Consider the following 24,269-nt stretch of genomic DNA (forward strand, 5'->3'; position numbering starts at 1 on the left):
GGGGAGCGCAACAAGAATCAGGGGGCTTACGCCCCCCGCTCGCCTTGAGTCCGCAACCCGTCAATGCACCCGGTGCAGCGACTGCCACATCGCGACCGCCGCGTCGCGGTCGGCCTCCCGCGTTAGGTAGATGTTGCACACCGCCAGCCGGTGGCCGGCCGCGGCGACGCCGCACAGCCGCCAGACGGGTTTGCCGTCCTCCACGTGCGGGCCGAACACCGCCTCGCCGACCGTACCGTTATCGAGCTTCACGACCGGCTCGCCCGGCGGCAGGTTCTTGCGGGCGACGGCGATCGCCTCCCGCGGCGTCGGCAGCGGGCCCCGCTCCGGGTGGCCGAGCGACTGGTCGCGGAACCAGACCGTCATCGTGTCGTCCCAAGCCGTCCACGTCCGGCTGTCGTCCTCCCGCTTCAACGCCAGCCGCCCCGGCATCCGCATGTGCCATCCGCCGGACAGCGTTGCGACCAGGTCGTGCCGCCGATACCCGAGCTTCGGCCGGCTGCCGTTCGCCGTCGTCCGGATGAGCTGCTTCAACTCGGCCGACACCGGCTCGACGGTGAACCGGTTCGCGTCCCGCTCGATGGCGTCCACGACCTCCGCCCACGCACCCCACGGCTTCGCCGCCGCCGGGTCCGCCTCGTGCGCGTTCGCCAGGTCCGCCGCGATTTGATCGACGACTTCCCCTTCGGCCTCCGTCAGCGGCGGCCGCCACGGGAACGCGACCCACAACTCCGTCAGCGCCCGCTTCGTGTAGAATTCGGCGTCCAGGTCCGGCGACCACCACGGGAAGAAGTCGAACCCCTTCATCGGGTCGGCCGCGACCTCCTTGAGCCACGCCTCCGGCCGCGGGCCGAGCGGCGTCAGCACCGGACCGGGGTGCAGGAACGTCGTCTGCCGCGGCAGCCCGATGGCGACGGCCGCGGCCGGCGTCGCCTTCCGCAGGGCGGCCGTACACTCGGCCGCCAGCCAGTGCAGGAAGTGCCGTTCGAGCTTGGCCCGGTCGCCGGTCGCGAAGTAGTGGGCCGGGTCGTGGTCCGGCGTCGGCTCATTCCAGGCGAACTCGAAATCGTCCGCGAACTCCTTGAGCAGCTCGCACAGGTGGGCGTGATACCCCGGCCCGACGGGGACGGTCCGGGCGTGGACGGTCACCTTCCCGGACCCGCCGATGCGGAGTTCGACCGGGTCGGCGACCGGGTGCAGCAGGATGTGCAACAGCGGCTTGTCGTCCGCGTCGCGGGCCAAACGTGTTTCCAAAACGGCGTCCCCGGCCGTCTCGAACCAGACGGCGGCGCGGGACAGCCACTCGCGGGCTTCCGAGAGTTTGACCCGGTGGTCGGGGTGCAGGTATCCGGTCAGGGCCAGGCCGACGGGCATGCGTGCGCGTCCTTCCGGGAGGGATTGAGATAGGTAACAGTTCCCCCGGACGGTTGACAAGGTGAGTTGGGCGGCAGAGGTCAGAGAACAGAAGTCAGAGGTCAGAGGTCAGAGGTCAGAAGTCAGCCATTCACCCGTTCGCCGCGAGTTCGGCGCGTAGCTGCATCAGGAGGAAGCCGAGGCGGTTCTTCCCGGACCCGTCACCGCCGTCGCCCCAGTAGTCGTCGTTGGCCGTGTGCTCGACCAGCTTCGCGTCGCCGGTCCCGAGCAGGATCGCCTTCAAGTCCTCATGCTGGGTGAACTTCGCGCGGAGCGCGTCGAGCATGACCCGCTCCTTGACCGCCTCCCAGTCCCGGCGGAACGGCCGCTTCCGGTCCCGGCCCATCCGCGCCGCGATCATCGGCGACTTCGCCTGACGTATCTCGTCCTCGTCCGGTTCGCCCGCGAACTTCTGGGCCTGGAAGTAGTGTTCCGTCGTCGGCCACGTCTTCTTCTTCAGCACGATTGGGTGAGCCGAGAAGTTCGAGAAGCAGCCGTACTCGTCGCGGGTGGAGTAGAAGTTGATGACGGCCGGTGGCGTGGCTTCGCTCATACGGACTCCATCGAGGTGAGTGAGGGTGAGATGCAGAGAGGGTATCCGTCGCGAAGGTCGGCAGTTTTTCCGATCTGACCTCTGACTTCTGACCTCTGACCTCTGCATTCCATCAATTGCCGATGCAAACCACGCACGTCGGCTTGCGGGCGAACGGGCCTTCGAGGTTGCACGTCGCCACGATCAGCCGCCCGCCGACCGCGATCGGCCCGGCGTACACCATGCCCGGCGACTGCGTCGCCGCGTCCTTGCCGAGATCGACGACCACCTTGCCGTTGCCGGTCGTCAGGTCGAGGGCGTGGACGGCCCCTTGCAGGTCGCCAACGTACACCGCCTTCCCGACGACCGCGGGCGGGGCGAAGACCGGAACCTTCGCGTCGTACACCCAGCGGCGTTCCCCGTCGGTGACGGCGAACGCCCGCACCTTGCCGTCCGTCGCCGTGCAGACCGCGAGGTCGGTCGTGAGCGCCACGCACCCAACGACCCCGGCGGGGACTTCTTTTCGCCACTTCGGGTTGCCGGTCTTCAGGTCGAACGCGGCCACGTCCCCCTTCGCGCCCTTGAGCTGCGCGTAGTAGTAGCCGACGGAGCTGCCGGACACGACGACCGTGTCGCCGACGACCGACGCCCCGCCCCACGGGTTGAACTTCAGCGGCTGCGACCAGACCGTCTCACCGGTGGCGGCGTTCAGGCAGTAGATCGCCCGCTCGCCGACCCTCTCCTGATCGAGGAACGATGTGCAGACGAGCACCTTGTCGCCGATGACGTTCACGGGGGCATCGACGTGCCACTTCTTTTCGCCCTTGCGCCACTCGACCTTCGGCGTCGGCTTCAGCAACTGGTCCTCGCTCGGCGGCACGGCGAACGCCGGGTCCTTCTTCTTCTCCTCCTCGTACTTCGCCTGCAGCTCCTTCCACTTCGCCTCCTGTAGGTTCGGCACGGCGGCGGCCGCGACCGGCTTGCCGTCGAGCGTGAGCGAAGTCGGATCGACGCAGAACGCCCCGGCCGCGCCGCCGCCCATGAACACCTTGCCGTTCGCGATGGCGGGTGCGCCTTCGAGGTGGATCAGTTCGCCGGGCAGGGTGAGCTGCCAGAGCGGGCGGCCGGTGTCGGCGGCGAGGCCGTGGAGCGTGCCGCCGGCGTCCTGGTGCATGCCGTCGCCGACGACGAGCAGGTTCCCGGCGACGGCCGGCGACGACACGGACGCGAGCCGCAGGTACGGCACGGCCTTCGACCAGACCGGCTGGCCGCCCGCCTTCAACGGGACGACGTCGAGTTGCGGCTGGTTGAACGCGCCGAGCCGCGAGAGGAACAGGTTCTCGCCGACCGGTACGGGCGACGCGATGAAGTGATCGTTCGACTTGATCGCCCAGAGGACTTTCGGCGACTCGTGGACGGCGACGCCGTCGGCGTTGCCGGTGCGGGCCGGGTTGCCGCGGTACGTCGCCCACGGGTCGGCGGCGGTGGAAGGAAGAGTGAGCAGTAGAACGAGGAGAAGTGTTCGCATCCTAGCCCTCAGAAAGTCGCATCGAATAAGGATGCGTCAAGCCGGCTTGGGTAGTTGTGCAACTACTGTATGCCCAGGTAAGTGGAACGAGCCGAGTCCCGTTTTCGTCGGTTTCCAACCCATTTCTAAACCGGCGACAATAATACCGCGAATCACGCGCGGCGTGACTGCGTTGGGTAAGACCTGACCCAATTTGTGTCCCGGTGCAACTTCGTTCCAGGACATTGGTTTCCTAAACCCACTTAACAGTCGCTGTCCGGCAGGTTCGACTTGTTGAACACAGACGTGCAAACCCAGGCCATCAAACTGATCCTCCGCTACATGGTAGCGGTACTTCACGCCATTCACCGTAATGGTCCGCGACCACTTCTTGCGCATGCCCATGTCATCACCCATCGCCTGATCGTCGATAATCAATTCACCTTCACGCTTACCGGCGTCGCCGCGACGGTCACGTCCTTCTCGACCGCGGCCGCGCTGCCGTGACGGACCTCGACCTTGTACGCCCCCGGCGGCAGCGCGAACCGCGGGGCCAGCCCGGACTGCCCGCCGCGGCCGTCGGCCCCAGTCACGGTCGCGCCGGCGACCCGTTGGCCGTTCGCCTTCACTGTCACCTTGCCGCCGACCGGCACGCCGGCCAGCACCACCGGCGTCCGCTTCGCCTCGCCGGCCGCGCCGAACAGCACGGCCGAGTCCTGCCCCTCGTTCGCCAGGATCAGGTCGAGCCGCCCGTCGCCGTTCAGGTCCGCGAGGCACGCCGCCTGCGAGTTGAAAATCTTCTGGCTCACCCCCAGCGCCGCCGATTGGTCCGCGAACGTGCCGTTGCCGTTGTTCTTGAAGAACACGTTCGCGCCGCGCAGCCGCGTCACGAGCAGGTCCGGGTGGCCGTCGTTGTCGAAGTCGCCCCACGCCGCGCCGACCGCGCCGGGGATCGGCTTCGCCACGTCGCCGGCCGCGGCCGTCGCGTCCGCGAACGTGCCGTTCCCGGCGTTCTTGAACAGCCTACACCCGCCGTCCGGCTGCGGGACGAACAGGTCGATCTTGCCGTCGCCGTCGAAGTCCTCCGCCGCCGGGCCGACCCTCCCGGCCTTGAATTTCAAGCCGGAATCGGCCTTCGGCTCGAACCGCGTGCCGGCGTGGACGAACAGCAACCCTGCGTACACGAAGTCCGGCCGGGCGTCGCCGGCGAAGTTCGCGACGGTCAGCGTGTCGCCCTTCAGCGTCTCGCCGCCGAGGCCCCACGCCGCGGACGCGTCCTCGAACAGCGGCTTGTTCCCCGGCCCGCCGCCGGGGTTGAAGTAGAACGCCGCCTCGCCCTCGCCGTGGACGACCTTCAGCACGAGCCGGTTCTTCCCCGCCTTCAGTTTCAACGTCAGGCTCACCTGATCGGCGGCCGCCTGCCGTGGGGCGTTGTCCGCGTGGACCCGCTCGCCGTTGAGGAACACGGTCAGCGAGTCGCGGGAGCCGAGTGACACCGGGATGTCAGCCGCGGCCGGCATCTCGATCTCGCGGTGCAGGTACGTCGCGCAGTTCGCGCCGAACGGGGCGAGGGTCGCGACCCCGCCGTCGGCGAAGTCCGCCTTCGTCCACTTCACCTCCATGTCCCGCTTGCCCTTGTAGACCTTGTGCGGGTCGAACGGGTCGGCCTCCGGGCCGAACGCGGTGTCGTAGTTCTTCTGCGGGCCGTCCTTGTGCCGGAACGGGCCGACGGCGTGCCAGTCGCCGAGCTTCGGGACCGGCAGCTTCGCCGCCGCGTCCCGGCCGCGGAGGTTGCGGTAGAGCCGCAGGCCGTGGAACCCGTTGGCGAGCAACACGTCCGGGTGGCTGTCGGCGTCGGCGTCGAGCCACGCGGCGGCGGTCAGGTTGTAGCACGCCTCTTTCGGCAAGAGCCGGGAGTCGTCGCGGAACTGGCACTTGCCGAGGTTCGTGAACAGCCGCGGTCCGGAGGCCGTGGCGACGAGCACGTCCGGCAGGCCGTCGGCATTGTAGTCCGCCCACACGACGGCCCGCGCCCCGCCGGTCAACCCTAACGACACTTCGGAGAAGCCGTCGCCGGTGTTCTGCAAAAGCATCACGCGGTTCGCGCCCACGAGCACCACGTCGAGCTTCCCGTCGCCGTCGAAGTCGAGGGCGGACGCGGCCAGCGCGTCCGCGCCGGTCGCCCCGAGCGAGCCGAGGCGGTCGAACCCCGGCATCCCGGCCAGCCGGCGGATGTCGTCCCCGCCCCAGCCGGCGAAGTCCCGCTTCGGGTTGTAGTCCTGCAACTTCAGACTCGCCTTCAGCCGCTGGACCTTCGCGGTCTTCTTGTGCAGCGCCTCCTTGTCCCCGTCCATCAGGCACGGCACGATGACCTCCTTGCCGTCCACGATGTCCCGCACCACCGCGCCGAGCTTGTCCGCCTTCCCGGCGTAGCTGCGCAAGAGAAACGGCTCGCCGTGGGACATGCCCCACCACTCGCCCTGCGGGTACGCCTGATACCAACTGTTGCCGAAGTACGTCTCGCTCGCGCCGCCGTTGTGGAAGAAGACGGCCGCCTTGCCGACCTCGGCCCAGTTCATGATCTCCTGCCACTCGCCGGGGCGGAGGCCGCCGAAGCCGATGTTGTGCTTGATCTCGTCCTGCGGGTGCTTGCCCTTCACGTCCTCGACCTTCTTGTAGACGATCAGGTTCTTCTGCTTGTCCACCTTCGTGACGACCATCGTGACGACGTGCGTGGACTGCGCGATCATCGCCCCGAGGGAGAGCGGGGCCTCGACGTAGGCGGACGATCGTGAGGCGAAGAGGGCGAGGACGAGCAGGGCGACGGGAGCGCGGGACATGGGGTTCCTCCGCGAGCGGGTGTCACCAGTATCCGGGAAGTGAGACGCCGGGGCCAGTCAAGAGTTCCCGCGTAACGCCGTGGAACCCTGAGCGGAAGCGACGGGGTGGAGTGCCTTCACCCCGTCGCTTCCGCTCAGGGTCTACGCCCTATGCCCACCCCCACTTGACCGGCCACGCCGACGCGAAGACCACGAGCTTCTTCCACCGCGGAACCCGCACGCGGCGGGTGAACACGTCGAAGTCGCGCCCTTCGATCTCGGCGAGCAGCCCGCGGTACGTGCGGAACATGACGCGATAGATCGCCCGGCCACTCGGCGGGAGGAACGCATTTAGCCCCTCGGCCTCGGCGTAGTACCGCTTCGCTCGCTCGACCTGGAATTGCATCATCGCGCGGAAGGCCGGGCCGCGGGCCACCCACGATTCCGACGGGGAGTCGAACTTCGCGAGTTCGTCCTGCGGCAGGTAGACGCGGCCGCGGGCCAGGTCCTCGCCGAGGTCGCGGAGGACGTTCGTGAGTTGGAACGCGATGCCCGCCGCCTCTCCGGGGGCCGCGGCCCGCGGGTCTTGGCAGCCCCACACCGGCAGGCACGCCAGGCCCACGGCGGACGCGACGCGGTAGCAGTAGGCGTGCAACTCCGCGAACGTGCCGATCCGCACCGGCTCCAGGTCCGCCTCGACGCCGGTGACGACTTCGTGCAGGAACTTCGGATCGACGTGGAAGGTGAAGATCGTGTCCCGCAGCGCCGGATGAATCGGGTGCGAGTCGTCGCCGGTAAACGCGGCCTGAAGGGAGTCCCGCCAGGACCGCAGTTTCGCCCGCTTCTCGGCCGCGTCACCGGGTTCGTCGGAGAGGTCGTCGGTCAGCCGCATGAACGCGTAGAGCGCGTCCATCGCCCGCCGTTGGTCCGGCGGCAACAGGCGGAACGCGAGGGCGAAGTTGCTGGCCGACGCGCGGACGACGGCGCGACAGGCGCGGTACGAGTCCGCAAGGGAAGGTTCGAGAAGGATTCGGCCGATGGTCACGGGAACGTCACGCGGACCGGCTGGCCGACGCGGAGCGGCGGCTTCCCGGCCGGGGCCGGGTCGGTCACCCGGACGCGGACCTCGAGCACGTTCGTCGGCTTGCCGTTGAGCAGGTCCACGCCGCCGGTCTTCGGGAGGAACGCCGTGCCGATCTGCTCGACCGTGCCCTCGTAGGTCAGGCCGGGGGCGCTGTCGTCGGAGATGACGACCTTCGCCCCGTCCTTGTCCCGAATCTTGTACCCGAACTCCGGCACGATCTCGGCCTTCACGTACCGCGTCCCGTCCGGGATGAGCCAGAACATCGGCACGCGGGACTGCGGGTACATGACCTGCCCGGCCGCGACGTTCAGCCGCTCGATCACGCCGCCGGTCTCGGCCTTCAGCTCGGAGTGCGTCATCGCGTCCTTGATCCGCTCGACCTCCGCCTGCGCCGCCTGCGATTGGAACACGGCCGCGTCCACGGCCGCGGTCACGGCTTCCTTCTCCAACATTGCAAGGTCGAGGGTCTTTTCCTTGATCTGGTTCTCGGCCGTCTCCACGAGGGCCTCGGCCCGGAGGAAGTCCGGTTCGTCGCGGACCGTCCTCGGAGTACTGCCCTCCGTTTTGGTGACGCTGAATTGAATTTGGAAATTCTTGCGGACGGCTTCGAGGACTTCCTTCGCCTTGTCCCGCTGCTGCGTCGCGTTCGTGATCGCGAGCTTCGCCTTGTCCACGAGGACCGCGTGCTGCGCCTGCTTGCCGAGGGCCGTCGTGTGGGCGCGAATCGCGGCCTGGACCATCGCTTCGGCCTTCTTTAGTTCGCCCTGGAGCTGCCAGTCGTCGAACTTCACCAGCGCGTCGCCGGGCTTCACCGTCTGCCCTTCCTTGACGTGGACCTTCGCGACCTTGCCGGCCTGCAGGTGCGCGGGGAGGAAGAACGCCATCGGCTCCGTCTCGGCCGCGACCGTCCCCTTCGCGACTAGTCCTTCCACGACCTTCGCCGGGGGCGCGGGGTTGCCGCCGGCCCCGCCGGGGGTGCCGCTACCGTTCGAGAGTCGGTTCGCGCCGATCAGCGTGGCCGCGGCCAGGCAGACGCCGGCCACGATCGGGATGACTTTGAATCGGCTCATCGGGCTTCCTCCGTCCTCACTCGCCGGCCACGACCAGTGGGACCTCGTGTTCGGTCAGGTTGCCGTCGTCGAGGTGGTAACACACGTCAACGTACGGCAGCATCCGCTGGTCGTGGGACACGACGAAAATCGTCGCCCCGCGGCTGTGGGCGGCGTCGCGGAGCAGTTGAATCACGGCCTGGCCGTTCTCCCAGTCGAGGGCGCTCGTCGGCTCGTCGGCGAACAGGAACGTCGGGTTCTTCACCAACGCCCGGCCGATGGCCACCCGCTGCTTCTCCCCGCCGGAGAGGGCGGACGGCTTCTTGTTCCGCTGGTCGAGCAGCCCGAGGCGGTCGAGCATCTCGTCCGCCTCCCGGCGGGCCTCGCCGCCGGTCAGGTTGTTCCCCCACTTCAGGACGATCTCCAGTTGCTGCGCCGCGGACAGGGCCGGGAACAGGTTGTACCCCTGGAAGATGAACCCGGTATGCTTCCGCCGGAACTCCTCCCGCGCCGCCTCCGAGAGCGACCACACGTCCACGAACCCGGCGGCGTCTTGTGGCCGCGTCAGCACCTGCCCGCCGTCCGGCCGGAGCAGCCCGGACAGGACCGCGAGCAGGGTGGACTTGCCGCTGCCGCTCGGCCCCATGAGGAGGGCGAGCTGGCCGGGGTACAGGTCCACCGAGACGTTCCGCAGGGCGGTGCGTTGCGTCGCGCCGTCGCCGAACGTCTTCAGCAGGTTCACGGCCCGCAGGCACGGGCTTCCTCGGCCGACTTCAACCACGGTCCCGCCTTCCGTTAACGGAGCAGACTCATCGGCTCGATACTTCGCACGCTCCGCAGGGCGATCAGCCCGGCCAGGAGCGCCATGGCCATGGTGACGACGGCCGTACCCGCCATCACCTCCCACCGGAGGATCACCTGCGTGCCGGCCGCCCGCGCGCCGGTGGCGAGCAGCAGCACGACCGGGTACGCGACGAGGATGCCGAGGACGCCGATCCAGAACGCCTGGAGCAGGACCATCGCGTACACCCGCGACCGGGGGATGCCGAGCGCGAACAGGGTCGCGTACTCCTTGGCGCTCGCGATCGTGGCGGCGTAGAGCGTCTGCACCGTCACGATGGCCCCGACGATCAGCCCGAGCAGCGCGGCGTACCCGATGGCGATGCCGGCCTTCGTGCGGAACAGCCAGTACAGCCGCGTGCTGGTCGAGAACTCTTCCGCCGTGTGGACCGACATGTCCGGGTAATTGGCCCGCAACTCCGCGGCCAACTGCGTCGCCCGTTCCGGGGATTCGCACCGGGCGAGCAGGTATTTCGTGTGGTCCGGCGGCAGGAGCGCGCCCATAAGTTCGCTCGCCGTGTAGTGCGAGCAGAGTACCCACGGGGCGGCGAGGCTCTTCAGCCCCTTCACGCTACCGACCAGGCGCACCTCCTTGCCGTTGATCTTCGCCGTCTGGTTCACCTGCGTCATGCCCATCCGCTTCATGTCGGAGTCGTCCATGACGATGGCGAACGGCTCCGTGAGGGCGATCCGCAGCTCCGGCGACAGCACGTCCGGCACGCCGGCCGGCCCGAAGTGGCCGAGCAGGAAGCAGAGGTCGGTCCCGCCGTCCGGCTTCTGGAAGTTGGCGAAGTTCGCGATGTACGGCTCCGGCGGCAGCACGCCCGGATGCTCCCCAATGCGGCCGAGGTAGCTGATCGGGATCGGCTGGCCGAGGTCGATGGCTTCCGTCCCCTTCGAGCCGATCCAGACGGTCGTGTCGTAGGTGTGATCGACGGGGATCGAGGTGATCGTGAACAGGCCGAGAAGAAGGCCGAACTGGAGCGCCATCAGCACGGCCGAGAACGCGACGGCCCCGACGCCCGCCATGTAGCGGGTTTTCTCGTGCCAGAGTGTCTGTAAAGAATACGCCATGTTCCGTGTGATTCGCGTCGCCGTCAGACGGCCTTCGGCAATTCGCACAAGTCGCCACTAATGTATAAGTGGTGCCACAGTTGCGTTGCCGTCACCGCCGTCAGGCCCATTTCCAAGCCCGTGCGGGCGAATCCTCGCTTCAGCTTCGCCAGTTTCGCTGTCTCCACCTGGACGGCATCGTAATCGAAGTATCCCGTCTTCGCCATCGATTCCCGGCTCATCACCTGCTGGACCCATTTTTCGGTCCCGCTCGTGGCGAAGGCGTCCATCGGGGCGCGGAACATGTGCTTCCGCCGCCACGCAACCTCCGCAGGTAGCCAGCGTTCCGCAACCTTCCGCTCGATGTACTTGTCCGTCAGCCGCCGGAGCTTCCACCGCGGGTGCAGCGTGGCCAGGAACGATAGCACATCCTCGTCCAGGAAGGGATACCGGGCTTCCACGGACGAGTGCATCGCCACCCGGTCGCCCTTCGACGCCATCAGGTGGCCGGGGAGCATCACCCGCGCCCCGATCAGCATCTGGCGGTTGAACGGGTGCCAGTCGTGCAGCTTCCGCGGCAGCTCCAGGTCCTCGAACGCCGTGTGCCCGAGCATCTTGTCCCGCAACTCGCCGGCGAAGAACCGAATCTTGTTGAGGCTCATCAGCCCGTAGCAGTCGAGCCAGCCGTTGTGCCCGCCGGTCGCGGCTTGGGAACGGCGGATCTGCTCCATCGCGAACATCGGCTGCCCGGCCAGCCGCGCGCCGAGCCGCCGCAGACGGACCGCCAAGCCGGGGATGACGTCCGTGTAGCTCAGCATTTTGTGAATCTTGAACCACGAGTACCCGGCGATCCACTCGTCGGCCCCCTCGCCGGTGAGCGCGACCTTGAACCCGTTCTCGTGGACCTTGCGGGCGAGGTGCATCAACCCCAGACAGGACGTGTCGATGACCGGGCACTCGGCCGCGGCGATCAACTCCGGGTAGTCGGCCCGCAACTCCGCCGGGCCGCACGGCACGACGATCGGCTCGCAGCCGAGCGCCTTCGCGACCTGGAGCGCCTCCGACTCCTCGTTCAGCCCCTCGCCCTTGACGGAGATGGTGAACGTCGGGATCGGCCGGCCGAGGGCCTTGTTCGCCATCGCGACGACGAGCGACGAGTCCACGCCGCCGCTGAGGTACGACACGACCGGCACGTCGGCCCGCAGCCGCCGCTGGACCGCCGTGAGGAGTACGCTCTCGAACGCATCGACGGTTTTCTTCTCGTCCCGGCCGTAGTCCTCGTGCCCTTGGTCGGGGTAGTTGACCTCCCAGTAGACGCGCTGCTTCGTCGCCTCTTCCACCGACGTGCGGCCGAGTTTCAGGTGCAGGTAGCGGCCCGGCAGCAGCACCTGGATGCCGTCGAAGACGGTCATCGGCCCCGGCATGGCGAAGAACGTGAAGACGTGGTTCAGCCCGCGGAGGTCTGGCTTCGCCGTCACAAGGCCGCTGGCGAGGATCGCCTTGATCTCGGAGGCGAACAAGAGCCAGTCGGACCCGTCGTGCTTGATCGTGGTGAAGAACAGCGGGCAAATCCCGGTACGGTCGCGGCCGAGGACGAGCTCGTTCGACTTCGAGTCCCACACGCAGACGGCGTACTGGCCCTTCAAGTGGTCGAACAGCTTCTCGCGGTGGTCTTCCCACAGGTGCGGCAGAATCTCCGTGTCCGTGTGCGTGCGGAACTTATGCCCCTTCCCCTCCAAAAACTGCCGCTTCTCGGGATAGTCGAAGAACTCGCCGTTGAAGACGGTCCAGACCGTCTGGTCTTCGTTCGCAATCGGCTGCCGGCCGTCGGCGAGGCCGACGATGCTCAATCGCGTGTTCGCGAGGTGCAACCCGTCGCGGTCGAGGAACCCGTCCTCGTCCGGGCCGCGGTGGTAGATGGCCTTCGCCATCGCCGGCACGACCCCGCGCGGGGCCGGCCGCTTGCCCGACAGGTCAATCATCCCCGCGATGCCGCACATTCAACAAGTCCTCAAGAATGGCCCGCAGATGACGCGGACTTCGACGCAGATGAAGAGGATAAAGACAAGACACGATGCCGTACCGTTTCACACACCTTGCGTTTGATTTCTGGTTTGGGCCGAAATTCAACAGCAGCCCGACTTCAATGTCCGTGGCCCGGAGGTTGTTCAACAACTGGGCGTGGTGTTCGTCCGCCAAGCGTTCGACCGACTTCAACTCCACGATCACGCACCCGGCCACGAGAAAGTCGGCGTAATAATCGCCGACTTCAACGCCCTCGTAGTAAACCTTCATCTGCGCCTACGGAATGGCCGCAATTCCCTGTTTTTGAAACGCCACCTCCATCGAGTTCTGGTACACCTTTTCGAGGAATCCCCACCCGTGCGTGTTGTACACCTTGTAAAAGGTGGCGATGATCTGGTCGGTCACCTCGGCGTGTTTGTACCCGGCTGCCGTCATCGCCCACCTCCTTTCATTTATCTCTTCCGTCTTTTCATCCTCTTCATCTGCGTCGAAGTCCGCGTCATCTGCGGGCCATTCTTTGTTGGTACTTCAGCACCTTCCGCGTCATGAACCACCGGACGCCGCGGGGGAACACCCGCTTGCCGAACCAGACCCACCACGACACGAACCCGACGGCCCGCTCGCGGGTGTTCCGCTCCAGGCTGCGGACGACCGCATCCGCCACCTCGTCCGGCGGCTGTGCCCCTTCGAAGTCGAGGTAAATCTGCCCCTCGTTGCGGAGCAGGTGGCGGTTCAGGTCGTCGCTCCGCACGAGGCCCGGCAGCACGAGCAGCACGTCGATGCCGAACCGGGCGAACTCGCCCCGCCAGGCTTCCGTCATGCCGACGAACGCGTGCTTGCTGGCGCAGTGCTCGCTCAGGCTCGGGATGCCGCACCGCCCGCACAGGCTGGCGAGGTTCAGCACCGCGGGCCGGTAGCCGGCGTCGGCACTCCGCGTCAGCTGCGGGACGCACAGCCGGGCGAGTTCCACCGGGGCGAAGAAGTTGATCTCCAGGACCTTGCGGTTGATCGCCTCGTCGCTCGTCGCGAACTCGCCGAAGCTGCACACGCCGGCGCAGTTCATCAACACGTCCAGCCCGCCGAACCGGGCGACCACGTCGGCCACCAGTTTCGTGCGGGCGGCCGGGTCGGTCAGGTCGCATGGGAAGATTTCCGCGTCCGTCCCGTGCAGTTCCTTCTTGAGCGTGGTCAGTTCCGCGACCGAGCGCGAGGTGAGCGCGAGCCTCGCGCCGCGCTTCGCCAGCCGGTCGGCGACCCGCCGGCCGATGCCCCGCGACGCCCCGGTGAGCAGCACCACCCGACCGCGCACGTCCCGCCGCATTCCGATCCTCGCGCCATATCCGGAAGGTCATTTTATGAGGAATGGGAAGGCGAACCACCGACCGACGGCCGCGAACCGACGGGAAACACTCAACTTTTGCCGTCGCGTCCGGCAAATTCGGCGGGCTGGGGCGATTGGGCCGGCCCGCCGCGGATGCCGAGGTTCAATAAGGAGGTGACGGAGGTGTGGGGCGCACAAGCCGTCCCGGTTCCGCGAGACGGCCGCGGTACGGTTGACGGTCCGGAGGGGCGGTGCTACGTTATCTGTCCTGGGGTCGTAGCTCAGTTGGTAGAGCGCTTGAATGGCATTCAAGAGGTCAGGGGTTCAACTCCCCTCGGCTCCACTCGGGGAACCCGCGAAGCCCGCCGACTCCGCTCGGCGGGCTTCTTCCATTTTCTCCTCCGGGGCCGGTTCCCCTTCCGCCGCTTGCTCGGCCTCCTTCACCGGCAGCTCCGCCCGCATCGACAGGTAGACGGCGTACCCGACGACGCCGAGGCCGATCTCCGCGAGCCGCAGCGTCAGCCGGCCGACCACGCCGGTCTGCTCCGGCCGGCCGAGGAGCGTGTACAGGTAGCCGAAGATCGCCTCCGCCCCGCCGACGCCGCCGGGGGCCGGGAAGAACGCCTGCGCGATGAACCCAATCGGCCCGACGATGAAGTGCTCGCCGAACGACGCCGGGTCCGGGTTCGGGAACACCCGCACGGCCGCGTGCAGGTACAGGATCATCACCCCCTGGGCGAACGCCGTGATCGGGATCGTTAGGTAGAGCAGCGTCGGCCGGCGGCGGTACATCACGGCCGCGCCCCACAGTTCCGCGAGCGTCGGGCCCATCCACTTCACCTTGCTTAGCCCCTCGCCGATCCGCTCGCGCCGGGATTGCGGGATGAAGCCGAGGACCACCCACCCGCCGACGGCCGCCGCGACGAGGGCGGAACAGACGGTGATGATCTTCGTCAGGTACGCGTTGTTCGCGACGAGCGGGTCGCCGGCGAGCCAGAACCCGCCGCCGATGATCGACGCGAACAGCAGTAGCCCGAAGAGGCCGAGCATCCGGTCCACGAGGACGGTCGCGACGGCCGCGGCCCGCCGCTCCGGGTGCTCCTTCGCGATGAAGACCGCCTTCAGCAGGTCGCCGCCGATGGAGCCGGGTAGGAGCGTGTTGTAGAAGTAGCCGACCATCCCCAACCGGTAGGCGTTGCGGACGGTGAACGGCAGGTCGAGCGCGCGGACGAGAAGATACCAGCGAAAGATTTGGCACGACAGCGTCACGGCCGTCAGCACGACCACGAGGGCGAGGAGCGCGAGGTCCGGCGTCTGGGTGAGCAGCCCCTTGATGCCGGGGCCGCCGCCCTTTGGCTCCCAGTTGCTGTAGAGGACGTAGGCGAGCAGCCCGAGGCCGATGGCCGTCTTCAGGAACCCGGTCACCAGCGACTTCTTCACGCCGAATCTCCTTCCCTGGGAGGGGGAATCATACGTCACGCCGGAAGATTGCACAACCGCGACACAGAGTAGTAGGCACACTCCGTGTGCCGTCTGCTGTCGGCCGCAAGGAGCGTGTCCCGTCACCCGCCGGCGACCATAGTAGTAGGCACACTCCGTTTCCCGTCTGCTGAGGGTCGCGGCGACTCCGACGAACTCGCCGACCCGCCAACGAGACGGCACACGGAGTGTGCCTACTACTCTGTCCCCGCGACCTGGAGAGGCTGCGCAAACTTGAGGGGCCGACCGTCGGAATTATTCCCGCGTTTCCGCCGGTTTTTCCCGCCGTCCCCGTTGCCGGCCTTCATACGGCCACTAGACTAACGGCAGCCGAATGGGTCGGCTACTCTCCACACACTTCTGGCAAGGGATCCAAGCCATGATGAGCAATGGTTTATCCCCGGACGTCGATTTCATCGAAGAACTCAAGCTCCGCCGCTGGGCCCGTGAGAACTACGTGCCCGTGGACCGCCGCGACAATGCGTGGCACCCGATCGTGCTCGAAGAAATGACCCGCAAGGACACGGAAAAGCGGGTCCCCTCGCTCGCCGGCTAATCCGGCCGAACCCCGCCCGCCGATAAACACGAAGCGAACCGTTCCTCAACGGGACCGGTTCGCTTTTGGCTTTTTCGGGCGCACGGGGGCGGCGGAATGGGGTTCTTCAGCGGCCGGGTCACGTTCCTCCGGTTCCGGGTGAACGGCCCGCGGGTCCACCACTTCGACGACGAGTTCCTCGACCGGCTCAAGAGCCGGGCCGCGGGGTCGTCCAAGCTCGCGTCCGCCGACGGCATCGACTGCGGGTGGGCCGCCGGCGAGCACGTCCTCGACACCGACTTCGGCCTCGCGAAGAACGTCGTCAACGACACCCTCCACTTCGACCTCCGCATCGACACGGACAAGCTGCCGTCCGACCTGATGAAGGCGTACTACGCCGTGGAGCTGAAGGCGCTGGCCGCGAACAACCCGAGCGGGTTCGCGAGCGCCCGGCAGAAGCGGGAGGCGAAGGAAGTTGCCCGCGACAGACTGGAACAGGAGGCGAAGGACGGCCGGTTCCGCAAGCGGAAGTGCGTGCCCGTCCTGTGGGACGCGCGGTCGAACGAAATCCTGTTCGGGGCCACGTCGCTCACGAACGTCGAGCGGTTCGCGATGCTGTTCCAGCAGACGTTCGGCCACGGCGTCGAGGCGATCACGTCCGGCAGCCGGGCGTACTTCCTGGCGGAACTCTACGAGCGGACGCGGAACGTCGAGGACTCCGCGCCGTCCGCGTTCATCCCGGACCTGTCTGCGGCGGACGTGGCGTGGATCGCCGACGAGTCGAGCCGCGACTTCCTCGGCAACGAGTTCCTCTTGTGGCTGTGGTGGCTGACGGAGATCGAGGGGGACACCGTGACGCTGTCGGACAACTCCGAGGCGACGGTGATGCTGGCCCGGACGCTGACGCTGGAGTGCCCGCGGGGGATGACCGGGCACGAGACGATCTCGCACGAGGGGCCGACGCGGCTGCCGGAGGTGAAGCGGGCGGCGCAGGCCGGGAAGTTGCCGCGGAAGGTCGGCCTCACAGTGGTACGGCACGGCGAGCAGTACGAGTTGACGCTGCACGCCGAGACGCTGGCCGTCGGCAGCGCGAAGCTGCCGAACGTGCCCGAAGACATCGTGGAAGCGCGGGCGAAGCTGGAGACGCGGGCGGACCAGATTCGGGCGCTGGTCGAGACGCTGGACCTGCTGTACGACGCATTCGGCCGGTCGCGGCACAGCAACGACTGGTCGAAGACACTGCCGCGGATGCAGAAGTGGCTGGCGAAGGAAGAGCGGCGGGCGGCATAGTAGTAGGCACACTCCGTGTGCCGTCGCGGGTTCGAGTCTTCGAGAACCCGCGAACGCTGCCTCCCGCGGGAAGCCTCTCGCGGAATCTCGCGGACTCGATTCCGCGGACGGCACACGGAGTGTGCCTACTACTATGAGTCACCCCACGAACACGCCGCCGGTGAACGTGTCCTCGAACGCGGTGTAAACCTTGAACGCCGCCGGCGTACCCGGCACGAGGTCGAGGCCGCGGTAGACCAGCACCTGCCCCTTCGCGCCGGGGGCCGTGCCGACCACCACGTCCGTCCGCCCGTCGCCGTCCACGTCCGTCACGCCCAGCCGCACGCCGTTGCGGGTGTTCGCGTCGCCGGCGAAGAAGTTCGCCAGCACACTCTGCTTGTTCGCACCCATCAGGTCCGCGCCGGCGAACGCCTGTACCCGCGGGCCGCCGCCCGGTCCGCCGCCGGCGATCACGTCCGCCTTCCCGTCGCCGTCGATGTCGCCGACGGCGAGGAACACGCCGTTGCGGAGCGTCGGCTCGAACGCGAAGAAGTCGCCGAACATCCGCGCCGGCTTGCCGGCCATGACCGACCCGGCCTCGTACCCGGCAACCCGCGGGCCGCCGCGGAACCCGGCCGACACGACCAGGTCCCTCTTTCCGTCGCCGCTCACGTCGCCGAGCGCGACGCGGGCACCGCCGCGGAAATTCGGGTCGTCGATGCCGAAGAAACTCGCGGCCTTCGTCAGGCCGTTCCCGCGATAAACGTCCACCCGCGGGCCGCCGCCCTGGTCCGGGGAGACCACGACCTCCGCCTTGCCGTCGCCGTCCATGTCCCCCGCGGCGACGTACACGCCGCCGGTGAACGACGGCTCGAACGCCATCAGGGTGGACAGCACGGCCTTCGACGCGCCGTCGAAGATGACCACGAACGATTGCGCCCCCGGCCCCGCGCCGACGACGTAGTCGGTCAGCCCGTCGCCGGTCACGTCCCCGCGGGCCACCCGCGTCTCCGTCCCGAACTTCGCGCCCCCCGGCAACGGCACGGCCGACAGATCGAACCGACTGATCTCCACGCCGGTCGCCGAGTCGATGGCGCGAACGACCGGCGGCCGGCCGGCGCTGCCGACGAGGACCTGCGACTTCTGCGGGACGATCGGCGTCGAGGAATAGTTCGCCTGGAACGTCGTCGGCGAGGTCGCGACCGCCACGACGCGGTTGCGGGACGTGACGCCGTCGGCCCACCGCACGAACGGGAAGATTTGGCCGTTGACCGCGACCGTCTCCGGGGCGACGAGGTCGCGCTCCACGCCGACGACGCCGACGAACGTGAACGGCGACGTGACGGCCGCGCCGTCGAGTGTGATCGCCGCCCCGCCGGGGCTACTTTGGAGGGTGACGCTGCCGGTCTGCGGCACGATGTCGCGGGTGGCCGTCGTCACGTTCCCGACGGAGTCGCGGGCGGTCAGCGTGAACCGGTAGAACACGTCCGGCAGCGTGTACGGCGTCCGCGTCGGGATGGTGACGCTCCCGCTCGCGATGCCGGGCGTCTCCGGGAAGAACGGCCGCGGCGGGGCGCTGCCCGTGAAGTAGTCCACCCGCCACGACAGCGCCGCCGCCGGCAGCGTGCCGTCCTCCGCGTCGGTCGCGCCGCCGGAGAAGCTCACGGTCTGGCCGGCGAAGAACGTCGTACCGACGGTCGGCGTGAGGATCGTCGGCGTCGGCGGTTGGTTCGTCGTGACGGTCAGCGTGGCCGCGGAGCTGGTCGCCGTGCCGCCGGCATTCGTGACGACGACGCGGAACGTCGCGTTGTTGTCCGGCAGTTGCACGTTGTCCAGGGTGAAGCTCGGCTGCGTCGCGCCGGGGATGTCCGCGTTGTTCCGCTGCCACTGGTACGTCAGCGGCCCGGTCCCGCTCGCCGTCACGGTGAACGTCGCGCTCTGCCCCGGCTGCCGCGTCACGTTCGCCGGCGGGGTGACGATTTGCGGCGCGCCGGTGAACCGGACGCGGAACACGGACCCCTGGTTCGTCCCGCCGTTGCCGCGGGACAGGACGAGCAGGCTGCCGTCGCTCCCCGCGTCGAGATCGACCGTGCCGAAGTCCGTCAACTCGCTGGCGAACAGCTTGTTCGTGCCGGTGGCCGCGTCGTACACGCGAATCCAATCGTTCGCGAAGTCGGCGAAGAAGTAGTCGCCGGCGTACTCGGCCGGGAACTGGGTCGTCGCCGGCCGGTAGAACGCGCCGCCGGTGATCGCGAACCCCTTGTCGGTCCCGCTCCCGTGGCCGTAAGCGACCAGCGGCCGCGTGAACGAGGGGAAGCTCGACTGCGTGAAGTCCCCCTCCGTGGCGGGCCACCCGAAGTTCCGCCCGGCGGTCAGGTCGTTGACCTCCTCGAACGTGTTCTGGCCCACGTCGTTCACGTAAATCCGGCTCGACGAGGGGTCCACGTCGAACGTGAACGGGTTCCGCAACCCGGCGGCGTAGATCGCGCGGAACACCCCGGCCGGGGCGGCGCTCAGCCCGGCGATCGTCGTCGGGTTGTCGGCCGGGATCGAGCCGTCCGGGTTGTACCGGAGAATCTTCCCGAACCGGGACGTGGCCGACTGCGCGTTGCTCGACGTGGCGTTGTCGCCGACGGCGACGTACAGCTTCCCGTCGGTGCCGAAGTGCAGCGCCCCGCCGTTGTGGTTCGACGCGGCCGCGTTCAGGTTCTCCAGATCGACGAGCACGACCTCCGACGCCGGGTTGATCGTGTTCCCCTCGACCGTGAACCGGCTGACGCGGTTGTGCAGCGGCGACGGCACCGTGTAGTAGAGGTAGACGAACCCGTTCGAGGTGAAGTTCGGGTCGAGGGCGACGCCGAGGAGGCCCCGCTCGCCGGTGCTGTTGACGGTCAGCGTGAGGGCCGTGGTGACCGTCAGCCCGTCCGCGGACGCGATCCGCAGCGCCCCCTGCTGCTGGGTGATGAAGAACCGGCCGTCGGGCGCTTCCTGCAGCGCCGTCGGCTGCGTGAGGTTGTCGATGAAGTCTGCCAGGGCGAACCCCGTCGGCAGGGTTACAGGCGTCGTCCGGTCTTCCAGCGCCACCACCGCGAGCCGCGAACGGGCCATGTGAAGGGTTCCCCAGGGGTCGGTGGGCGACGCCTCTAACTAGTATTACGACGGGCAACCTTTACCGTCCGTTGCCGCCGCCCTGGCCGGAATCCGCGACTTCCCCGGCCGATTCAGGCGGGCCGTTGCTTTTCTGCTAGGACCGCCTTACATCAATGCCGTCGGAGACGAACTTCCTCTACCCACACTTACGGAGACGGACCATGGCGATGTTCATCGGTGAAGGCCTGGTCGGCGACGGCAACGAGATCGCCCACATCGACCTGCTGATCGGCGAGAAGAGCGGCCCGGTGGGCGTGGCGTTCGCCAACGCGCTGGCGAACCAGAGCGCCGGCCACTCCAGCCTGCTCGCCGTGGTCACCCCGAACCTGATCTGCAAGCCGGCGACGGTGATGATCACGAAGGTGACGATCAAGGGCGCGAAGCAGGCCGTGCAGATGTTCGGCCCGGCCCAGGCCGCGGTCGCTCGCGCGGTCGTGGACAGCGTGGCCGAGGGGGTCATCCCGAAGGACAAGGCGGACGAGTACGTGATCGTCTGCGGCGTGTTTATCCACTGGCAGGCGGCCGACGACGCGAAGATTTACCAGTACAACTACGAGGCGACGAAGCTGGCCATCAAGCACGCGATGGGCGGCCTGCCGAAGATCGACGACATCATCGCTCGGAAGGGCGAGAAGCACCCGTTCAGCCCGAAGTAACCGCCTTCCATTTTGCATTTTTCATTTCCACTTTGCATTGGTCCGGATTGATTCTGAACCAATTCAAAAGGCGAAATGAAAAATGCAAAATGGGTCCCCTCCCGTGAGCCTGACCATGCCGAATAGCAGCACGCAGATTCCGGGGCTGACCGCATCGAAGCCGGCCGAGGAAAAGACTCGCATTCTGCTCCAACTCGACACCGACGCGATGCCGAGCGTGTTCGACCGCGTCGTCGCCATCGACAGCGGCGTGCCGCAACTGTTCAGCTACGGCGGTGTCACCCCGGCGACCGTGATGCCGCTCGTCCACGGCTGCGTCTTCACCCGCGGGCCGAAGGACCTGCACCGGACCGCGATTTTCGTCGGCGGGTCCGACGTGGCGGCCGGCGAGGCGCTCGTGCGGGAAATTCGCAAGCACCTGATCCCGGCGGCGCGGCTGACCGTGTCCGTCATGCTCGACTCGAACGGTGCGAACACGACGGCCGCCGCCGCGGTGCGGGCGGCGAGCAAGCACGTCAACCTGAACCAAACGGAGGCGCTCGTCCTCGGCGGGACCGGGCCGGTCGGCCAGCGGGTCGCCCGGCTGCTCGCCAAGCAGGGCGGGCACGTCCGCATCGGCAGCCGGGAGCTTGCGCGGGCGGAGGCGGTGGCCGCGAGGATTCGCGCCGACATCCCGAACGCGAAGGTGCAGGCGGTCAGCGTGGCGTCGTCCGGCGACGCGCCGAAGGCGCTGGCCGGGCGGGAACTCGTCGTCGCGGCCGGCGCGCCGGGGGCGGTGCTGTTGCCGAAGAAGGTCCGCGACGCGGCGAAGGACCTGCGGCTGATGATCGACCTGAACGGCGTCCCGCCGACCGGCATCGAGGGCGTCGAGTTGATGGACGCCGGTGTCGTCCGCGACGGCGTCATCGCCTACGGCGCGCTCGGCGTCGGCGGCACCAAGATGAAGATTCACCGCGCCGCCGTCGCCGCCCTGTTCGAGCGGAACGACGCCGTGCTGGATATCGACGAGATTTACGACATCGCGCTGAAGGTGCAGTGACCCGCTACTTGACCAGTTCCATCGCGGCCCACAGCGACGGGTCGTCCGCGAACGGGAAGTCTTGGTTCACCGCCAGGTACTGGTCGCCCAACTCCACGTCCCGCACGGCGTAGTAGATTCCCAGCCGCGGGTGCTGTTCCGGGTCGAACCCGCTCAGCACGGCCGCCGGCAGGAACGCCTCGACGCGGTAGCCCTTCTTCAGCGTCTCCGCCCTGAACGGCACGTCGGCGGCGGTGCACAGCGGCGCGTCCTGCAACGCGCGGTTGATCTTCGACTGCCCGAAGCTCGGCTCGTCCTTGTCGTCCCCGCCGCCGGCCGGCAGCAGGTAGAACTGGTGGCAGAACCGGCTGGCCCGGTGGCTCGTTCGGTCGCCGCGGGTGTCGATCCAGAGCATGACGCCGTCCGACGACCGCGGCTTGTCCGCGTCGCACTGCGGCGGCTGCTCCTTGCCCGTGACGGCGACCTGCACGCCGAGGCCGAACTCGTTCCACGCCAGCCGCACGTCCGCGAAGTTCTTCGCGTCGTCCAACTCCGCGAAGTTGTTCAGCCGCGCCGCCTCCGGCAGTTGGACGACGTGGTCGTCGTCGTCGAGGGGCATGGCCTTGTGGTACGGGACCGGGTGGCAGACCCGCACGAGGAACCGGTGCGGCACGACGGACGGCATGGGGGAAGTCCTTTCCGGGTCAAGCGGCCCAGTTTTCGAGCTTGAGGTTCGGGATGCCGGCGAAGTCTTTCGCGTTGCGGGTCACCAGCGTGGCGTTATTTGTCAGGGCGACGCAGGCGATGAGCAGGTCCGCGTGGCCCGTCCTCTTCAACGACTTCAGACCGGCGAGACGTTGGTATTGGTGACCGGCAACGGGGTCGAACACAGCGACGGGAAACCGAGAAAGGAACGTCTCCGTCTCGTGCAACCGGTCCTGCATTCGCAGCACGTCGGCGGGGGTGGCGGCCTTCAGCACGGCGTCGAGCCGACCGCGGAGGGCCTCGGCCCGAACGAAGATCGGCAGGCCGACCTCTTGGCAGGCCAGGGCCGCTTCGACCTTCGGCCGGGCGAGCGGGTGGTTGTGAAACGCGAGCGTGAGCGTGTCGGAGTCGAGGAGGAACGTCATTCACCGTCCTCGTCGGGGTGGCGGTCACCCACCGTGCCGAGGACCTTCCGTTGCGCGTAGATCGCGGCAATCTCGGCCTCGGCTTCGGCCTCTCGTTCCGGCGTCCACGCGGCAAGCGGCGTCGCCGCCGGCTGCGGTGTTCGCAGCCACGCGGCGACGGCCTCCCGAACGAACCGCCACTCGTCCCCGACCCGTCGGCCGACCAGCCGCCCCGCGTCCGCCTCAGAGCGGACGACCTCTTCTGCCACCCGCAAGTACGCGGCGGCCTCCGCGAGCGTGAGCACGTCCAGGGGTGAGTATGCCACGCCGTTCGTCGAAGGTATCGTCTCGGTGGCCATGTCGCGTCCCTCAATCCCCCTGCGGGTGAACTTTCGCCGTCGTCGGCGGGTTGAGCAGGCTCTTCGCCAGCACGTCCTTCGCCCGGTCGAACTCCGGCTGCCACAGGATTTCCGGTTGGCCGGTCTTCATGCAATCCCGAATCTTCGCGAGCGTGTTCCGGGCCATGTGCGGGCACTTGTTGCACGCGCAGGTGATGCCCGGAACCGGTAGGTACTTGTGGCGCGGGAACCGACTTTCGAGTTGCCACATCATGTTCGGCTCGGTCGCGACGATGAACTCGACCGGCTCGGCGAAGCCGCCGACGTGCTTAATCATCGCTTCCGTGCCGCCGATGAAGTCGGCGTGTTCGAGGATGTTCTTCGGGCACTCCGGGTGCGCGATCGTCTGGGCCGTCGGGTGCAGCTTCTTCATGCGGACGAGGTCGTGGACGCTGAAAATTTCGTGCACCATGCACGACCCGTCCCACAGGATCATCTTCCGGCCCGTCACCTCCGACAGGTAGCGGCCGAGGTGCTTGTCCGGCACGAACAGGATTTCGTCGGTCTCCGGAATCTTCCGCACGACCTCTTCGGCGTTGCCGCTGGTCACGACCCAGTCGGACAGCGCCTTCACGGCCGCGCTGCTGTTGATGTACGTGACGGTCTGAAACCGCCGGCCGTTCTCGCGGAGCATTTCCTGGTAGCGGTGCAGCTTCTCCGGCGGGCACGAGTCCACGAGGCTGCACCCGGCCTGCAGGTCCGGCAGCAGCACCTTCTTCGTCGGGTTGAGCATCTTCGCGGTCTCGGCCATGAACAGGACGCCGCAGAAGACGATGACCGGCGTGTCTACCTTCGTCGCCTCGCGGGCGAGCTTGAGGCTGTCGCCGGTGATGTCCGCGAGGTCCTGGATTTCACCCTCCTGGTAGTAGTGGGCGAGGATGGTCGCGCCGATCTGCTTCTTGAGGTCGAGGATTTCGGCGGAGATGTCGTCGAGGACGGCCGGCATGACAGGCTCCCTTGTTTTTCGCGTGGCGGAGGGTGAACCCACGGGTTCGGTTGTTTCAAGTATCAT

21 protein-coding genes, 1 tRNA gene and 1 pseudogene are annotated in these 24,269 nt (G+C 67.8%); 5 read left to right on the plus strand and 18 right to left on the minus strand.

Annotated features, from left to right (window positions below; translation table 11 throughout):
- Positions 1 to 60: 60 nt before the first annotated feature.
- From AC5JJ2_RS10230 to AC5JJ2_RS10285, 12 genes and pseudogenes are all read right to left on the minus strand, one after another.
- Positions 61 to 1,374 (minus strand): hypothetical protein, encoded by a 1,314-nt coding sequence (locus AC5JJ2_RS10230; protein WP_495857884.1) that lies wholly within the window; start codon positions 1,372 to 1,374, stop codon positions 61 to 63.
- 130 nt (positions 1,375 to 1,504) lie between these two features.
- Entirely contained in the window at positions 1,505 to 1,966 is a 462-nt protein-coding gene (gene ybiA / locus AC5JJ2_RS10235) for a riboflavin biosynthesis intermediates N-glycosidase (protein ID WP_495857885.1), read from the minus strand.
- Positions 1,967 to 2,078: 112 nt separating this feature from the next.
- Positions 2,079 to 3,473, minus strand: a complete 1,395-nt coding sequence (locus AC5JJ2_RS10240) for an outer membrane protein assembly factor BamB family protein (protein ID WP_495857886.1) — start codon at positions 3,471 to 3,473, stop codon at positions 2,079 to 2,081.
- A gap of 36 nt (positions 3,474 to 3,509) precedes the next feature.
- A complete protein-coding gene (locus tag AC5JJ2_RS10245; protein WP_495857887.1) occupies positions 3,510 to 3,890 on the minus strand; it encodes a hypothetical protein in 381 nt (126 codons plus the stop codon).
- On the minus strand, positions 3,887 to 6,292 hold the full coding sequence (locus AC5JJ2_RS10250) for an FG-GAP-like repeat-containing protein (protein WP_495857888.1): 2,406 nt from the start codon (positions 6,290 to 6,292) through the stop codon (positions 3,887 to 3,889). The genes AC5JJ2_RS10245 and AC5JJ2_RS10250 overlap by 4 nt, the downstream gene beginning before the upstream one ends.
- A gap of 148 nt (positions 6,293 to 6,440) precedes the next feature.
- Positions 6,441 to 7,316, minus strand: a complete 876-nt coding sequence (locus tag AC5JJ2_RS10255; protein WP_495857889.1) for a phytoene/squalene synthase family protein — start codon at positions 7,314 to 7,316, stop codon at positions 6,441 to 6,443.
- Positions 7,313 to 8,425 carry an HlyD family secretion protein gene (locus AC5JJ2_RS10260; protein ID WP_495857890.1) on the minus strand — a complete coding sequence of 371 codons (1,113 nt, stop codon included), beginning with the start codon at positions 8,423 to 8,425 and terminating at the stop codon, positions 7,313 to 7,315. The genes AC5JJ2_RS10255 and AC5JJ2_RS10260 overlap by 4 nt, the downstream gene beginning before the upstream one ends.
- A 16-nt stretch (positions 8,426 to 8,441) precedes the next feature.
- On the minus strand, positions 8,442 to 9,185 hold the full coding sequence (locus AC5JJ2_RS10265; RefSeq protein ID WP_495857891.1) for an ABC transporter ATP-binding protein: 744 nt from the start codon (positions 9,183 to 9,185) through the stop codon (positions 8,442 to 8,444).
- A 14-nt stretch (positions 9,186 to 9,199) separates the two neighbouring features.
- On the minus strand, positions 9,200 to 10,318 hold the full coding sequence (locus tag AC5JJ2_RS10270; protein ID WP_495857892.1) for an ABC transporter permease: 1,119 nt from the start codon (positions 10,316 to 10,318) through the stop codon (positions 9,200 to 9,202).
- 23 nt (positions 10,319 to 10,341) lie between these two features.
- Positions 10,342 to 12,279, minus strand: coding sequence for an asparagine synthase (glutamine-hydrolyzing) (asnB, locus tag AC5JJ2_RS10275; RefSeq protein WP_495857893.1), 1,938 nt, complete (start codon positions 12,277 to 12,279; stop codon positions 10,342 to 10,344).
- A pseudogene (locus AC5JJ2_RS10280) lies at positions 12,272 to 12,757 on the minus strand (GxxExxY protein). The gene asnB and the pseudogene AC5JJ2_RS10280 overlap by 8 nt, the downstream one beginning before the upstream one ends.
- Positions 12,758 to 12,821: 64 nt before the next feature.
- On the minus strand, positions 12,822 to 13,643 hold the full coding sequence (locus tag AC5JJ2_RS10285) for an SDR family NAD(P)-dependent oxidoreductase (protein WP_495857894.1): 822 nt from the start codon (positions 13,641 to 13,643) through the stop codon (positions 12,822 to 12,824).
- 270 nt (positions 13,644 to 13,913) lie between these two features.
- On the opposite strand from AC5JJ2_RS10285, the gene AC5JJ2_RS10290 reads away from it, so the two are divergent.
- Positions 13,914 to 13,986: transfer RNA gene (locus AC5JJ2_RS10290), tRNA-Ala, on the plus strand.
- On the opposite strand, the gene AC5JJ2_RS10295 is transcribed toward AC5JJ2_RS10290, so the two are convergent.
- Positions 13,968 to 15,083 (minus strand): lysylphosphatidylglycerol synthase transmembrane domain-containing protein, encoded by a 1,116-nt coding sequence (locus AC5JJ2_RS10295; protein ID WP_495857895.1) that lies wholly within the window; start codon positions 15,081 to 15,083, stop codon positions 13,968 to 13,970. The genes AC5JJ2_RS10290 and AC5JJ2_RS10295 overlap by 19 nt on opposite strands.
- Before the next feature lie 418 nt (positions 15,084 to 15,501).
- Here AC5JJ2_RS10295 and AC5JJ2_RS10300 point away from each other — a divergent pair, with 418 nt between their 5' ends.
- A complete protein-coding gene (locus AC5JJ2_RS10300; RefSeq protein WP_495857896.1) occupies positions 15,502 to 15,678 on the plus strand; it encodes a hypothetical protein in 177 nt (58 codons plus the stop codon).
- A 96-nt stretch (positions 15,679 to 15,774) separates the two neighbouring features.
- Positions 15,775 to 16,947, plus strand: coding sequence for a hypothetical protein (locus tag AC5JJ2_RS10305; protein WP_495857897.1), 1,173 nt, complete (start codon positions 15,775 to 15,777; stop codon positions 16,945 to 16,947).
- 138 nt (positions 16,948 to 17,085) lie between these two features.
- Here the strand turns inward: AC5JJ2_RS10305 and AC5JJ2_RS10310 are convergent, their stop codons facing one another.
- Complete coding sequence (locus AC5JJ2_RS10310) at positions 17,086 to 20,034, minus strand: PQQ-dependent sugar dehydrogenase (protein ID WP_495857898.1); 2,949 nt, start codon at positions 20,032 to 20,034, stop codon at positions 17,086 to 17,088.
- A 203-nt stretch (positions 20,035 to 20,237) separates the two neighbouring features.
- Between AC5JJ2_RS10310 and fae the strand changes: the two genes are divergently transcribed.
- The gene (gene fae / locus AC5JJ2_RS10315; RefSeq protein ID WP_495857899.1) at positions 20,238 to 20,732 is read left to right on the plus strand and encodes a formaldehyde-activating enzyme; all 495 of its coding nucleotides are present in this window, start codon (positions 20,238 to 20,240) and stop codon (positions 20,730 to 20,732) included.
- Positions 20,733 to 20,847: 115 nt separating this feature from the next.
- Positions 20,848 to 21,771 carry a methylene-tetrahydromethanopterin dehydrogenase N-terminal domain-containing protein gene (locus tag AC5JJ2_RS10320; RefSeq protein WP_495857900.1) on the plus strand — a complete coding sequence of 308 codons (924 nt, stop codon included), beginning with the start codon at positions 20,848 to 20,850 and terminating at the stop codon, positions 21,769 to 21,771.
- Positions 21,772 to 21,775: 4 nt separating this feature from the next.
- Here the strand turns inward: AC5JJ2_RS10320 and AC5JJ2_RS10325 are convergent, their stop codons facing one another.
- Genes AC5JJ2_RS10325 through nadA form a run of 4 tightly spaced genes read right to left on the minus strand, consistent with a single transcriptional unit; the run spans position 21,776 to position 24,203 of the window.
- Positions 21,776 to 22,435: a DOMON domain-containing protein gene (locus tag AC5JJ2_RS10325; RefSeq protein ID WP_495857901.1), complete on the minus strand. Its 660-nt coding sequence runs from the start codon at positions 22,433 to 22,435 to the stop codon at positions 21,776 to 21,778.
- A gap of 19 nt (positions 22,436 to 22,454) precedes the next feature.
- Positions 22,455 to 22,880, minus strand: coding sequence for a type II toxin-antitoxin system VapC family toxin (locus AC5JJ2_RS10330; protein ID WP_495857902.1), 426 nt, complete (start codon positions 22,878 to 22,880; stop codon positions 22,455 to 22,457).
- Positions 22,877 to 23,218, minus strand: a complete 342-nt coding sequence (locus AC5JJ2_RS10335; protein ID WP_495857903.1) for a helix-turn-helix domain-containing protein — start codon at positions 23,216 to 23,218, stop codon at positions 22,877 to 22,879. The genes AC5JJ2_RS10330 and AC5JJ2_RS10335 overlap by 4 nt, the downstream gene beginning before the upstream one ends.
- A 10-nt stretch (positions 23,219 to 23,228) precedes the next feature.
- Entirely contained in the window at positions 23,229 to 24,203 is a 975-nt protein-coding gene (gene nadA / locus AC5JJ2_RS10340) for a quinolinate synthase NadA (protein WP_495857904.1), read from the minus strand.
- Between the last annotated feature and the right edge of the window lie 66 nt (positions 24,204 to 24,269).

The organism is Limnoglobus sp. (genome assembly GCF_059499385.1).